Genomic DNA, 13,435 nt, shown 5'->3' on the forward strand with positions numbered 1-13,435 from the left:
CCCATGAATCGACTGAAGGACGCCACGAGCCCGTACCTCCTGCAGCACGCGGACAACCCCGTGCACTGGTTCCCCTGGGGGGACGAGGCGTTCGAGGAGGCGCGCCGCAGGGACGTGCCGATCCTGCTCAGCGTCGGTTACTCCGCCTGCCACTGGTGCCACGTCATGGCGCACGAGTCCTTCGAGGACGAGGCGACGGCGGGGCTGATGAACGACCTGTTCGTCAGCGTCAAGGTGGACCGTGAGGAGCGCCCCGACGTCGACGCGGTCTACATGGAGGCCACCCAGGCGATGACGGGCCAGGGCGGCTGGCCGATGACCGTCTTCATCACGCCCGGCGGGGAGCCGTTCTACTGCGGCACCTACTTCCCCCGGCCGCACTTCCAGCAGCTCCTGCGCGCGGTGGCGCAGGCGTGGCGGGACAAGCGCGACGACGTCATCACCCAGGGGCAGAAGGTCGTCTCCGCCCTGTCCGGGCCGACCGCGCTCGGCGGCGAGGGCGCTCCGGCCCCGGACGTGCCGGAGGCCGCCGTACGGGACCTGACGCGGACGTACGACCAGGCGAACGGCGGATTCGGCACGGCGCCGAAGTTCCCGCCGTCGATGGTGCTGGAGTTCCTACTGCGGCACGCCGCGCGTGGCGGCGACGGCCTCGCGATCGCCGCGGGCACGCTCGAGGCGATGGCGCGGGGCGGCATGTACGACCAGCTCGGCGGCGGGTTCGCCCGCTACTCGGTGGACGAGCGCTGGGTGGTGCCGCACTTCGAGAAGATGCTGTACGACAACGCCCTGCTGGCCCGCGTGTACGCCCACTGGTGGCGGCTGAGCGGCGGTCCGCTCGCCCGCCGGATCGCCCTGGAGACCTGCGACTGGATACTGCGGGAGCTGCGCACGCCGGAGGGCGGGTTGGCCAGCGCCCTGGACGCCGACAGCGAGAACGCCGAGGGCCGCCCCGAGGAGGGCGCCTACTACGTCTGGACGCCCGGGGAGCTGTCCGGGGTGCTCGGCGAGGAGGACGGGGCGTACGCCGCCGGGCTGTTCGGCGTGACCGAGGCGGGCACCTTCGAGCACGGCGCCTCCGTCCTGCAGTTGCGCGCGGACCCCGATGACGCCGAGCGGTACGCGCGGATCCGCGCCGCGCTGCTCGACGCGCGGTCCCGGCGGGTCCCGCCGGGCCGCGACGACAAGGTCGTCGCCGCCTGGACCGGCCTGGCGATCGCGGCCCTGGCCGAGTGCGGCGCGTACTTCGACCGGCCGGACCTCGTCGCCGCCGCCGAGGAGGCGGTCCGGCTGCTCCGGGAGACCCACTGGCGGAACGGGCGGCTGCTACGGACCTCGCGCGCCGGCAGCCCCGGAACGAACGCCGGGGTCCTGGAGGACTACGCCGACCTGGCCGAAGGGCTCATCGCGCTGTACGGCGTGACCGGCGACGCCGGCCACGCGCGGTTCGCCGGAGAGCTGCTCGACGTCGTCCTGGAGCGATTCGCCGACGGGCACGGCGGCTTCTACGACACCGCCGACGACGCCGAGCGACTGTGGAAGCGCCCGCAGGACCCGACGGACAACGCGACGCCGTCCGGCCGGTTCGCGGCGGCGGGCGCGCTCCTTTCGTACGCCGCGCTCACCGGTTCGGCCCGGCACCGGGAGGCGGCTCTGGCCGCCCTCGGCCCCGTGACGCCGATGGCGCAGCGCCACGCCCGCTTCGCGGGCTGGGGGCTCGCGGTCACGGAGGCGGCCCTCGCCGGTCCGCTCGAGATCGCCGTCGCCGGGCCGGCGGAGGACCCGCGCACCCGGGACCTGCACCGGGCCGCGCTGCTCAGCCCGCTGCCCGCGGTGGTCGCCGTCGGCGCCGGAGTGCCGCTGCTGGAGGGCCGCGCGCCCGTCGACGGGCGACCCGCCGCGTACGTCTGCCGCGACTTCACGTGCCGGCTCCCGGTCACGGAGGTCGGCGCCCTCCAGGAGCAGATTCGGGCGGCCTCCGGGCGGTGAGCGGCCGGCCCGGAAGCCCACTCATTGGAATCTCTGTCAATAAAGATCAGTGCCGGGCTTGATCTTTCCTTTACGGCCGTGTTACCTCAGAACAGGCGCCCGCCTGCCAACGGGCGACAGCAGTGGCTTATGAGGCATATGGGTCTCTGGACGACCATCGCCGTCGTAGGTCATAGTCGTACAACGCACTGGGGAGTGAGGGAGGGCGCCGTGCGCTGGCCGAGCCGCCGCATGCTTCCGACGGTCGTTGGCCTTTCGCTGGCCACCACCATCGCCGCCGATCTGGCGATCGTGGCCGCCGGGCCGTTCCACGCTCCGACCGTGCGGCTCCCCGGCGGGCGCTATGTCGCCGCAGCGGACAGCACGAGTTACCGGGTCGCGGCGCTGCAGAAGACGATTACGCCGCACCTGCTGATTGCCTCCGCGCAGACGCTGCCCGCCGACGCGGTGGCGAAGGTCCGCGAGGCGAAGGGCGTCAAGGCCGTGGAGGTCGTCGACGCGGCGCGGGCGCTCGTGGGCGGCAAGCGCGTGGGCGTGCTCGGCGTCGAGCCGTCGACGTTCCGCGCCTACACCCCCGAGGCGAGCGCCAAGTCCGACGCCCTGTGGAACAACATCGCGGGCGGCGACGTCGCGATCTCCTTCACGATGGGCCAGGACGGCGGCATTCCGCTGGCGTCCCAGACCCAGATCGGCGGGCAGACGCACCAGACGTCCGTGCGCGTCGGCGCCTACGCCACGATGGGCATCGACCAGGTCGACGCGGTGGTCTCGCACTACACCGCGCAGACGATCGGCATGCCGTCCGACAACGCCCTGCTCGTCAGCGCCCCGCACGCGGACCTCGCGAAGCTTCGCAAGCAACTGGCCAAGCTGCTGCCCAAGGGCACGAAGATGGCCACCCTGGAGTCCCGGTTCGACGGCCCGACCGTCCCCGGCGGCACCGCCGGCGCCCCGGGCCGCGTGATGACGGCCGACCAGGTCAACACGGTGATCCGGGCCGCCGAGTCCAAGATCGGCATGCCGTACGTCTGGGGCGGCGAGTCCGACCGCGAGGGCGGCTACGACTGCTCCGGCCTCGTCCAGTACGCCTTCGCCCAGGCCGGCATCAAGATGCCGCGGACGGCCGACATCCAGGCGTTCACCGGCTGGCGGCTGCCGTACAACCAGGCGCAGCCGGGAGACCTGCTGACCTGGAAGAACGACCCGACCTTCAACGGCGTCTCGCACATCGCGATCTACATCGGCAACAACAAGATGGTCGTCGCCCGGCACACGGGCACCCGGATCCAGATCCAGGACGTCTACCTGACCAACTTCTGGGGCGTCATCCGGGTCAACCCCCAGCTCGCCGCCACCAAGGCCTGACCCGCGCCGAGGATTGCGTATAGCGCATGATGCATATACCGTCGGATGCATGGGCTTATTCAGCGTCGAAGTGGAGCCGGAGGTCCGCGCCTGGCTCGAGCGTTTGCCGCTCCGGGATCTTGCCCGAGTGGACTTCGCAGTCGGACTGTTGGCGGAGAACGCCGAGACCCTCGGCGAGCCTTACTCGCGGCATCTTGGCGGGAAGCTCCGGGAGCTCCGCTTCTACCTTGGCGGTCAGCAGACCAGGCTGACCTACTGGCTTGCTCCTAGGCGTCGCATCGTGCTGTTGACGGTGTTTCGTAAGACCCGCCAGATAGAAGCCGCCGAGGTGGCTCGCGCGCTGCAAGCGCAGAAGGTTTGCGAGGCCGAGCACACCGACACCCATGTCGATGTATTCGATCGAGAGGTGGAGTGAGATGGCCGTAGAGCATGACCGGTGGGACGACATCATGGCCGCCAAGCGGCAGGAGCCGGAATTTCAAGAGGCGTACGAAGAGGCGCATCGTGCCTACGAACTCGGCAAGGCCGTACGGGAGAGGCGGTTGGCCCTCGGCCTGTCTCAGGTGGAGCTCGCACGCCGCGCCGGGATGACGCAGCCCGCGTTGTCACGGCTGGAGGCCGGTGGTGCGACTCCGACCATCGGCCTGCTCGAACGTCTTGCGCATGCGCTCGATGCCGATCTGGTGGTGTCGATCGTGCCGCACGCGGCCTGACGAATGGATGCGTCAGAGGGGGCAGCCGGCGGTGAGGTAGTCGAGGCCGTGGTCGAGCAGCGCCAGGATGTCGTCCTCGCCGCCGTTCTCCACCCAGGCCAGGAGCGTCGTCTCCCACACGGCGATGAGCGCGGCGCCGAACGCCCGTAGCTCGAAGTCGTCGACGGGGCGGCCCAGCCGCTCGGCGAGCGCCTCGATGATCCTCTCTTGAGTCTCCCTGGTCTGCTCCCACTGACGGGCGCGCAGGGCCGGAACGGCCAGCATCAGGCGGCTCCGGTCGAGGATCCGCTGCCGGTCGGCGGCCAGCATCTCGCCGATGAGCTCGCGGAGGACGTTGCGGAGCGCCTCCGTCGGGGCCAACTCCGCCGGCTGCCCGCGGAGCGCCTCGAGGATCAACGGGTCGTACTCGTCCGTGAGGACGGTGTCCTCTTTGGTCGGGAAGTAGCGGAAGAACGTGCTGGGGGACACCTCCGCCGCCTCGGCGATCTGCTCGACGGTCGTCGCCTCGTAACCCTGCTCCTGGAAGAGCCGGAGCGCGTGCTCCTGGATGGACCGCCGGGTCTTGAGCTTCTTCCGTTCGCGCAGGCCGAGGCGTTGTTCGAGAGACCGTTCAAGCGGAGACGTACTCATGGGTCGATTGTCCGTTATCAGCGGGCGCGTCGGCACCTCGACGCGGGAGCAGGATCAGCGCGAGCAGCGCGGCGAACACCATGATCCCGGCGCCCACCAGGAGCGTGACGTCCATGCCGTGGGCGAACGCGGCCCGTGCCGAGTGCAGCAGCCGTGGGTCGTGCAGGCGCTCGGCGACCGCCAGCCCGCCTCCGACCTTGGCCCGGGCCGCCTCGGCCGCCGCGGGCGGCAGCCCGGCGACGTCCACCCGCCCCCGGTAGCCCGCGGACAGCAGGCTGCCCAGGACGGCGGCCCCGAGCGCCCCTCCCACCATGCGGAGGGTCATGACGACGGCGGATCCGACGCCCGCCCGCTCGGCCGACAGGGCGCTCATGGCCGCGTTCGTCGAGGCGGGCAGCATCAGTCCCATCCCGAGGCCCGCGACCGTCAGCCAGCCGGCTGCGAGACCGTAACCCGACTCGGCCGTGGTCGTCGCGCCGTACGCCATCCCGGCGGTGATCACCAGGCCGCCGAGGGCGATGGTGAGGCGCGGGCCGATCCGCTTGGCGAGCGGGGCGCCGAGGCGAGCGGACACCACCAGCCCGCCGATGAGGGGCAGCAGCCGCAGTCCGGACCCGAGCGGGGTCGTCGCGAGCACGGCCTGGAAGTACTGCGGGACGACGAAGAGGACACCGAACATGGCGAACGTCAGCAGCGCCGCCGGGACGACCCCGCCGGTGAACCGCCGGTCGGCGAACAGGCGCAGGTCGATCAGCGGGTGGGCGACGCGCCGGGTCCAGGCGACGAAGGCGACGAGCGCGACCGCGCCGGCCACCATCACGCCCCACACGGCAGGGCTCGACCAGCCGTACTCCTCCTTCTGAATCGTGCCGTACACCACGGCGACCAGGCCGCCGGTGGACAGCAGCAGCCCGGCGAAGTCCGGCCGGGGGGCGGAGGAGGCCCGGGACTCGGGGATCAGGACGAACCCCAGGACGAGGGCGACCGCCGCGACGGGGACGTTGATCAGAAAGATCGAGCCCCACCAGAAGTGGTCGAGCAGGTAGCCGCCGATGATCGGCCCGAGCGGCAGACCGAGGAAGGAGGCGGCGGCCCAGGCGCCGAGGGCCTTCGGCCGCTCCTCGGGCGGAAATACCACGACCAGCACCGACATGGCGAGCGTTGTGATGGCCGCCGAGCCGATGCCCATGAGCGTACGGGCCGCGATCAGACCGGCGGGGTCGGCGACGAGCGTGGCGATGAGCGAGCCGACGAGGAAGAGCGCCAGGCCGCCGAGCAGCGTCTTCTTCCGGCCGTACCGGTCGCCGATCAGCCCGGCGGGGATGAGGAGGGTGGCCGAGACGAGGGTGTAGGAGGCGATGATCCACTGCAGGGCGCTCGTTCCCGCGCCGAGCTGCGCGGACAGCGTGGGGAGGGCGATGTTGAGCGCGGTGAGGTCGAGGCTGACGGCGAGCAGGATGACGACGAGGGCGGCCAGCACCCACCACCGCCGACCGCCGAGTGAGGTCATGATGGTTACTCCCTAATGATTGAGACACTGAAATGACAGTAACTCTCAAAATTGCGTCCCTGTCAACGCCAGGGAGCTCTTGGCTGGGGAGGAAGGCTGTGTAATCATGATTACATGACTACGACGGAAGGCGCGGAGGAGAAGCTCCGCGGGTGGTTCTCCGGCCGGCTGCCCGACGGGTGGTTCGAGGAGCCGCCGCGGGTCGTCCTCGACCGCGAGGAGATCAGTGTCATCGGCCGGTTGGCCGAGCCCGCGCTCGCCGAGGGCACCTCCGAGGCGGAGCGTTCCGAGGCGATCGCCGGTCTGATCCAGCGGTTCCGTGAGGACACCCGGGATCGCCGGGTCGACATCGCCCGGGAGGCCGAGCACCGCTTCGCCCGCAAGGTCTCCTGGGGCGTCGAGTGCGGCGGCGAGAAGGTCATGTTCACGACGCTGTCCGTCCCGGTGATGACCAGGCTCCGTCAGCCTGAGCGCAGGGTCCTGGACACGTTGGTCGACGCGGGCGTCGCGCGCAGCCGCAGTGACGCGCTCGCCTGGTGCGTCCGTCTCGTCGGCAAGAACGCCGACGAGTGGCTGGCCGAGTTGCGGGACGCGCTGCTGCACGTCGAGCGCGCACGGGCCGCCGGCCCTCGGCTCTGAGCCGCCCGGCGCGCCGAGGGCTCTCCGGAGCCCTTCGTTCCCGGTGTCTTAATCGAGAAAGCCGAAACATGCTCGAAACAAAAGAAGAATTGTCGGGCCCGGTCTAGGCCAAAGGTCTAATCCAGTGGTCTAATCCAAAGGTCTAAACCAATCCTCCTATAGCGACCTTCCTTGCGGTTGAGATCACTTTGCCGGGGGATGTTCAAAATGCCGCGCGTGGGTACACTCAACAAATCCCGACATCAACCATCGGGTGTCCCCGTGCGAAGGAGCGATCGTGGCGTATGAGGTCAAGGCCGGGTCGGTCGAGTGGAATCCGACCGCGGCCCGGCTGCGCGAACTCACCGAGAAGATGCCCAACTCCCAGGTGACCGAGTTCGGCAACGTGGTGGTCAAGGCCCGCGTGGACAGCCGCAGCGCCAAGTCCACCTACATCGTCGACGACTCCACCAACACCACCAAGCAGACGATCACCCGGGCGGAGTACGACCGCGTCGCCGCCGCACAGGACGAGTACCTCGCCGGCCGCGACGTCGTCGTCGTGGACGGTTACATCGGCAGCGATCCCGGCTTCCGGACCAGGGCGCGCCTGGTCATCGAGGCGTCGAACGCCAACATCGCCGGCATGCAGAAGCAGCTCTACTACCCGGTCGACGCGGACTACGAGCCGGCGACGTGGGACCCCGACACCACGGTGGTGTACACCCCGAACCTTCCGATGGAGGGCTACCCGAACGACCGGCTCATCGCCGTCGACCTGAACGCCGACATCACGCGGGTCTTCAATTCGGACTACTTCGGTGAGTCCAAGAAGGGCGGCCTGCGGATGTGGAACAACATCGTTTATGGGCGCGGCGGCCTTTCCCTGCACGCGGGTTGCAAAGTGATCCCGGTGGGCGGTGAAAACAAGACGGTGCTCATCGTCGGCCTGTCCGGCACCGGCAAGACGACGACGACTTTCACCACCCAGCTCGGCAGCAAGCCCGTGCAGGACGACTTCATCGCCCTGATGCCGCAAGGCCGTGTCTACACGACCGAGAACGGCTGTTTCGCCAAGACCTTCGGGCTGGACCCCGAATTCGAGCCGACCATCTACCACGCCACGGTGAAACCCGACGCCTATCTGGAGAACGTCTCGGTCGACGCCGACGGCAAGGTCGACTTCTTCGACACGTCCTACACCAAGAACGGCCGGACGACCTGGCCGTTCAAGTACGTCGACCCGTGGCCGGCCGACAAGGTGGAGCCCGCCGAGTTCCTGCTCATCCTGAACCGCAACGAGAACATCGTCCCGGGCGTGGCCCGGCTCGACCGCGCGCAGGCGGCCGCGTACTTCATGCTCGGCGAGACGACGGGCACGAGCGCCGGCGGCAAGGACGAGGAGGGCAAGTTCCTGCGGGTGCCGGGCACCAACCCGTTCTTCCCGCGCGACATGGCCGACATGGGCAACCGGATGCTCGAACTGCTCGACAGCCACGAGATGAAGGTCTTCGTCCTGAACACCGGCCGCGTCGGCGGCGGTGAGGGCGACGACCGGGCCAAGAAGGTCAAGATCCCGCACTCGTCGGCGATCGTGCAGGCGATCGTCGAGGGCACGATCGAGTGGGAGGACGACCCGGACTTCGGGTACGAGATCGCGTCGTCCGTACCCGGCATCGACGACATCGAGATCCTCCAGCCCCGGCGGCTGTACGAGCGCCAGGGCCGGATGGAGGAGTACGACGCCATGGTCGAGCGTTTGAAAGCCGAGCGTCGGGAATACCTCTCATCCTTCGCGGGCTTGGACGAGGCGATCGTCAAGTCGATCGGCTGAGCAACGCGGGGATGGGGTACGCCCCGGCGGCGGGACACCGCCGCCGGGGCGTTTCACGCCGGTCGGCTCCATGGCCGGTGGGTCAGGTCCTATGCCGGTCGGCTCCGCGGCCGGGCGAGGTCCCGCGTCGGTCGGCGGTATCCGGGCCGGGTCTGCCGCCCCGCCGTCCGCGTGAGCGGCGAAATATCAGGTCCGGGCGGGTCAGCGTCGGGTCAAGCATCCCGCGACGTCTCGATCTGGAGCAAACGAGCAATCTACGCTTACCCATGTGGGAGAACTACGCTGCGTCGATGGGTCGCGGCTCGAGGTGATCATGGTTCCGGTCCGCGACCGGGCGGGCACCCCGTACGAGGTCACGCTCGAACTCCAGCGCGACGGCCGGCCGTTCGGCGTGGTGGGGGAGCGCTGCGGGTACCTCCTGGCCACGCTCGCCCGCCGGGTCGCCGACGCTCGCGTCGACGGTTCACCGGTGGCCAGGGCCTGGCCCGACGCGGCCGATCGCTTTCCCGAACCCCCGGCCGCCACCGACGCCGTGGAGGGCCATCGGCCCGTCTCCCGGGAGCCCGAGCTGTTCGCGTTCCGGCGCCGGGACCGCGGCGAGACGCCCGGCACCGGCGAACTCCGGTGCACGCTGCGCACGACGTGCACCTGGCTGTCCGGCCCGGACCACCGCGGCGGTGAGTGGCGGCTGTCCCGGCGCGCCGTCGTGGAGGCATGGGGCCCGGACGGCCAGGGCGTGCGCGCGGTCCTGACCTCGGCGGAGCTCGCCGACCTCCTGGCGGCCCTGGTGGTCGAGGCCCGGCTCGTAGGCGCCGATTACCGAGACGTTGTCACGAGTTCACCGGTACGCGCCCGGCATGCGCCGTCTAGGGCGATAATTGACTACTAATCCCCCCCGGCGTCGTCGACGAAGAAGGTGCGCGCATATGGGTTTGCGAGACCTGGTCTACAAGCTCTACGAACGACGGCTTGAGACGAGGCTCCGCCCGGACACCGCGCCACGCCACATCGGCGTGATCCTGGACGGCAACCGCCGGTGGGCGCGATCGATGGGGCACCACGACGTCGCCACCGGGCACCAGCGGGGCGCCGACAAGATCTCCGAACTGCTCCAGTGGTCGCAGGAGACGGGCGTCGAAGTGGTCACGCTGTGGCTGCTGTCGACCGACAACCTCACCCGGCCGGCGCAGGAGCTGGACCCGCTGCTGGCCATCATCGAGAACACCGTGGAGGACCTGGCCGCCCAGGGCGGCTGGCGCGTCCAGCCGGTCGGCGCGCTCGACCTCCTGCCCGACAAAACCGCACGTGTGCTGAAGCAGGCGGCCGAAAGCACATCTGACGCTTCTGGCCTGATTGTGAACGTCGCCGTTGGGTATGGAGGTAGGCGTGAGATCGCTGATGCGGTGCGCTCACTCCTGCACGAACACGCGAGCAGGGGCACCAGCATCGAGGAACTGGCCGAGATCCTCGATGTCGAGCACATCGCGGAGCATCTGTACACCCGCGGCCAACCCGACCCGGACCTGGTCATCCGGACGTCGGGAGAGCAGCGCCTGTCCGGCTTCATGCTCTGGCAGAGCGCCCACTCGGAGTTCTACTTCTGCGAGGCCTTCTGGCCTGACTTCCGCAAGGTCGACTTCCTGCGGGCGATTCGTTCCTACGCCGCGAGGCATCGGCGCTACGGCTTCTGAACCCTCTGTAGAGCGTTACCGAACGGCCGGTTTCGGCCGGTCGACCACTCGGTGCGCATCTGTTCTCGGGCGGTTCCCTCGGCCTAGCGTCGTACCAGGTCCCCCCGAGGAAAGGGCGCTCTCCCAGGCGACCCGCCTGGGCAGGTGCCCGAAGGAGAACGAGTGGCCACACCTGCCGCCACCCGGCGCACGTACGTCCTCGACACCAGCGTTCTGCTCGCCGACCCCGGGGCGCTGACCCGGTTCGCCGAGCACGAGGTCGTACTCCCGATCGTCGTGATCACCGAACTCGAGGCCAAGCGCCACCACCCGGAACTCGGCTACTTCGCTCGGAACGCCCTGCGCACCCTGGACGACCTGCGCGTCGCCCACGGCCGCCTGGACGAGCCGCTGCCGATCGGCGACGAGGGTGGAACGGTCCGAGTCGAGCTCAACCACTCCGATCCGTCCGTCCTGCCGGCCGGGTTCCGGCTCGGCGACAACGACACCCGGATCCTCACGGTGGCGCTGTCACTGTCCCAGGAGGGGCACGACGTCGTACTCGTGTCCAAGGACCTGCCGCTGCGGGTGAAGGCCGCGTCGGTCGGCCTGGCGGCGGAGGAGTACCGCGCCGAGACGGTCGTCGAGACGGGTCACACGGGCATGGCGGAGCTCGAGGTGACGCCGGACCAGCTGGAGGAGCTGTACGACGCGGGCCGGCTCGAGCTGGACTCGGCGCGCGACCTGCTGTGCCACACCGGGCTCCGGCTGATCTCGACCGGCGGCTCGGCCCTCGGGCGCGTGCTGCCCGACAAGTCGGTACAGCTCGTGCGCGGCGACCGCGAGGTCTTCGGCCTGCGCGGGCGGTCGGCCGAGCAGCGGGTGGCGCTGGACCTGCTGATGGACGAGGACATCGGCATCATCTCGCTCGGCGGGCGGGCGGGTACCGGCAAGTCCGCGATGGCGCTCTGCGCCGGCCTGGAGGCCGTCCTCGAACGCCGCAGCCATCGCAAGGTCGTGGTCTTCCGGCCGCTGTACGCGGTCGGCGGCCAGGAGCTGGGCTACCTTCCCGGGACCGAGAACGAGAAGATGTCGCCCTGGGGCCAGGCCGTCTACGACACGCTGTCGGCGATGACCACGCCCGAGGTCGTCGAGGAGGTCCTCGACCGCGGCATGCTCGAGGTCCTGCCGCTGACCCACATCCGCGGCCGCTCGCTGCACGACTCGTTCGTGATCGTCGACGAGGCGCAGTCGCTGGAGCGCGGAGTACTGCTGACCGTGCTGTCGCGCATCGGCACCGGCTCGCGCGTGGTGCTCACCCACGACATCGCACAGCGTGACAATCTGCGCGTCGGCCGCCACGACGGCGTCGTGGCGGTGGTCGAGAAGCTCAAGGGCCACCCGCTGTTCGCGCACGTGACCCTGACCAGGTCCGAGCGCTCGCAGATCGCCGCCCTCGTGACGGAGACGCTCGGCGACGTCGGCGTCTGATCGGACGACGGCGGGGCTCCCCCGATCTCATGCGGGGGAGCCCCGTTTTCGTCACGGAACGGAGTCGTGCGCGCGGGAAGCGTCATGGTGTGACCAACATCACATAACGATCGCGCCACCATACGAACTCCCTGTTGGTCGCGGGTATTCGGCCGCATGTGTCCACTGTGGCGCGATTAGGCGTGAGATCAGTCACGCCATTCCGGTTGCGCAGTACCCCCCGTCTTAATGCAGTGTTGTCCGCCGTAAGCACTCCTGTGGGACACCCCCCGGTCCCGGCGCGTCCCCCCTGCGCCGTACGTCGGGAGGCATGCCCGCCCAGGGTGCCGCGCCGGAGACCGCGACGGCACCGGGGGTGAAGGCACTCGTACGCGTGCCCATGCGCGTACGACCGTCGGAAGGACCGCCTTGTACGGAGACCGTTTCGGGTCCCCCGGGCGAGACGATCGACAAGACGGCACGGAGCCTCACGGCGACGCTCGTTTCCCCGAGAACCAGCTCCCGTCCGCCGAGGACGTGAAGGTCGCCGGTTCTCCCCTTGCGCCGCAGCCCGTGCGGCCGGATCTCTCAGGCGCCACCTCTGCGATGCCCCTCCCGGGGACGGCCGAAACCGCCCCGGCCGATGGCTTCGCGGCCACTCACCACGACTACGACCCCGCGGACACCCGCCACGACCTCGGCGCGGTTCCTCCCGGCGGCCCGCTGCCGCCGAACGGCCCCGGCGGTCCGGGGGACGACGGATCCGAGTCGGCGGGCCGCGGCCGCCGCTCCTCGGGCAGGCTGCTGAAGATCGGCGCGATCGCCGCCGCGGCGGCCGTGGTCGTCGGCGGTGGCACCGCCGCCTTCGCGCTCACCGGCGGCGACTCCGGCTCGGGCAAGAAGTCCGCCGAACCCCCGGCCCAGCAGGTCCAGGCCCAGGCCCAGGCGCAGGCACCGGCTCCGATGACGGAGCAGCAGCGCAAGAGCCTCGAGACCGCGCGCCGCAAGGAACTGCAGAAGCGCGCCCTCCGGGCCGCCCGGAGCGAGAAGGACCGGCCGTCGCTGCTGGCCAAGGGCGAGCCGATCCCCACCAAGACCCCCACGCCCACGCCGCCGGGGGGCAGCGCCGGCAACCCCGTTCCGGCCGGCGAGGCTCAGCAGATCGCCAAGAAGCTGCTGCCGAGCTACGGATTCGACCCGAGCACGCAGTTCGGCTGCCTCGTGAACCTGTGGAACCGCGAGAGCGGCTGGCGGGTGCACGCGGCCAACCCCTCCGGCGCGTACGGCATCCCGCAGGCGCTGCCCGGCTCGAAGATGTCCAGCGCCGGGCCCGACTGGCAGAACAACGCCACCACCCAGATCAAGTGGGGCCTCGGCTACATCAAGAGCCGCTACAGCACCCCCTGCGGCGCCTGGGCGCACTCGCAGAGCACCGGCTGGTACTGACAGGCCTCCGCCGGCCCGGCGGCCACCGGCCGCCGGGCCCCGCCCGCGGGTCCCTGAAACACCCGCGGAGCTCCACCCGCAGGACCGGACAGCCCTGCGGAGCGCCATCCGCGGGATCGTGAAACGGCCCGCGGAGCACCACCCGCAGGGCCGGAAACGCCTGCGGAGCGCCACCCGCGGGAACGCGCAA

General features: G+C 70.2%; 12 protein-coding genes. 10 read left to right on the forward strand and 2 right to left on the reverse strand.

Going from position 1 to position 13,435, the window contains the following annotated elements; genetic code table 11:
- Positions 1-3 precede the first annotated feature (3 nt).
- The 4 genes from AB0K82_RS33310 to AB0K82_RS33325 all read left to right on the forward strand — a co-directional run bounded on the left by AB0K82_RS33310 (position 4) and on the right by AB0K82_RS33325 (position 4,067).
- Positions 4-1,989, forward strand: coding sequence for a thioredoxin domain-containing protein (locus AB0K82_RS33310; protein ID WP_364404692.1), 1,986 nt, complete (start codon positions 4-6; stop codon positions 1,987-1,989).
- Between the two features lie 210 nt (positions 1,990-2,199).
- Complete coding sequence (locus AB0K82_RS33315; RefSeq protein ID WP_364404694.1) at positions 2,200-3,354, forward strand: C40 family peptidase; 1,155 nt, start codon at positions 2,200-2,202, stop codon at positions 3,352-3,354.
- A gap of 49 nt (positions 3,355-3,403) precedes the next feature.
- Complete coding sequence (locus AB0K82_RS33320) at positions 3,404-3,769, forward strand: type II toxin-antitoxin system RelE/ParE family toxin (protein WP_364404696.1); 366 nt, start codon at positions 3,404-3,406, stop codon at positions 3,767-3,769.
- Positions 3,744-4,067 (forward strand): helix-turn-helix transcriptional regulator, encoded by a 324-nt coding sequence (locus AB0K82_RS33325; protein WP_364404698.1) that lies wholly within the window; start codon positions 3,744-3,746, stop codon positions 4,065-4,067. The genes AB0K82_RS33320 and AB0K82_RS33325 overlap by 26 nt, the downstream gene beginning before the upstream one ends.
- A gap of 12 nt (positions 4,068-4,079) precedes the next feature.
- Here the strand turns inward: AB0K82_RS33325 and AB0K82_RS33330 are convergent, their stop codons facing one another.
- Together AB0K82_RS33330 and AB0K82_RS33335 are read right to left on the reverse strand one after the other, a co-directional pair.
- The gene (locus tag AB0K82_RS33330) at positions 4,080-4,697 is read right to left on the reverse strand and encodes a TetR family transcriptional regulator (protein WP_364404700.1); all 618 of its coding nucleotides are present in this window, start codon (positions 4,695-4,697) and stop codon (positions 4,080-4,082) included.
- Positions 4,678-6,207, reverse strand: coding sequence for an MFS transporter (locus AB0K82_RS33335; RefSeq protein WP_364404702.1), 1,530 nt, complete (start codon positions 6,205-6,207; stop codon positions 4,678-4,680). The genes AB0K82_RS33330 and AB0K82_RS33335 overlap by 20 nt, the downstream gene beginning before the upstream one ends.
- Positions 6,208-6,321: 114 nt before the next feature.
- On the opposite strand from AB0K82_RS33335, the gene AB0K82_RS33340 reads away from it, so the two are divergent.
- The 6 genes from AB0K82_RS33340 to AB0K82_RS33365 all read left to right on the forward strand — a co-directional run bounded on the left by AB0K82_RS33340 (position 6,322) and on the right by AB0K82_RS33365 (position 13,245).
- Positions 6,322-6,846: a hypothetical protein gene (locus AB0K82_RS33340; protein WP_364404704.1), complete on the forward strand. Its 525-nt coding sequence runs from the start codon at positions 6,322-6,324 to the stop codon at positions 6,844-6,846.
- 277 nt (positions 6,847-7,123) lie between these two features.
- Complete coding sequence (locus AB0K82_RS33345; protein WP_364404706.1) at positions 7,124-8,659, forward strand: phosphoenolpyruvate carboxykinase; 1,536 nt, start codon at positions 7,124-7,126, stop codon at positions 8,657-8,659.
- A gap of 268 nt (positions 8,660-8,927) precedes the next feature.
- Positions 8,928-9,548: a hypothetical protein gene (locus AB0K82_RS33350; protein WP_364404708.1), complete on the forward strand. Its 621-nt coding sequence runs from the start codon at positions 8,928-8,930 to the stop codon at positions 9,546-9,548.
- A 37-nt stretch (positions 9,549-9,585) separates the two neighbouring features.
- A complete protein-coding gene (locus tag AB0K82_RS33355) occupies positions 9,586-10,350 on the forward strand; it encodes an isoprenyl transferase (RefSeq protein WP_364404711.1) in 765 nt (254 codons plus the stop codon).
- A 162-nt stretch (positions 10,351-10,512) separates the two neighbouring features.
- The gene (locus AB0K82_RS33360; RefSeq protein ID WP_364404713.1) at positions 10,513-11,820 is read left to right on the forward strand and encodes a PhoH family protein; all 1,308 of its coding nucleotides are present in this window, start codon (positions 10,513-10,515) and stop codon (positions 11,818-11,820) included.
- A gap of 585 nt (positions 11,821-12,405) precedes the next feature.
- A complete protein-coding gene (locus AB0K82_RS33365; protein WP_364404715.1) occupies positions 12,406-13,245 on the forward strand; it encodes a lytic transglycosylase domain-containing protein in 840 nt (279 codons plus the stop codon).
- The last annotated feature ends 190 nt before the right edge of the window (positions 13,246-13,435 follow it).

Origin of the sequence: Actinoallomurus sp. NPDC052274, assembly GCF_040679475.1 — a bacterium.
In the GTDB taxonomy this organism is placed as follows: domain Bacteria; phylum Actinomycetota; class Actinomycetes; order Streptosporangiales; family Streptosporangiaceae; genus Actinoallomurus; species Actinoallomurus liliacearum.

Coding starts and splice junctions, on each gene's coding strand:
- AB0K82_RS33310 (WP_364404692.1), top strand. CDS start 4: ATGAATCGACTGAAGGACGCCACGAGCCCGTACCTCCTGCAGCACGCG.
- AB0K82_RS33320 (WP_364404696.1), top strand. CDS start 3,404: ATGGGCTTATTCAGCGTCGAAGTGGAGCCGGAGGTCCGCGCCTGGCTC.
- AB0K82_RS33325 (WP_364404698.1), top strand. CDS start 3,744: ATGTATTCGATCGAGAGGTGGAGTGAGATGGCCGTAGAGCATGACCGG.
- AB0K82_RS33330 (WP_364404700.1), bottom strand. CDS start 4,697: ATGAGTACGTCTCCGCTTGAACGGTCTCTCGAACAACGCCTCGGCCTG.
- AB0K82_RS33335 (WP_364404702.1), bottom strand. CDS start 6,207: ATGACCTCACTCGGCGGTCGGCGGTGGTGGGTGCTGGCCGCCCTCGTC.
- AB0K82_RS33340 (WP_364404704.1), top strand. CDS start 6,322: ATGACTACGACGGAAGGCGCGGAGGAGAAGCTCCGCGGGTGGTTCTCC.
- AB0K82_RS33355 (WP_364404711.1), top strand. CDS start 9,586: ATGGGTTTGCGAGACCTGGTCTACAAGCTCTACGAACGACGGCTTGAG.
- AB0K82_RS33365 (WP_364404715.1), top strand. CDS start 12,406: ATGCCCCTCCCGGGGACGGCCGAAACCGCCCCGGCCGATGGCTTCGCG.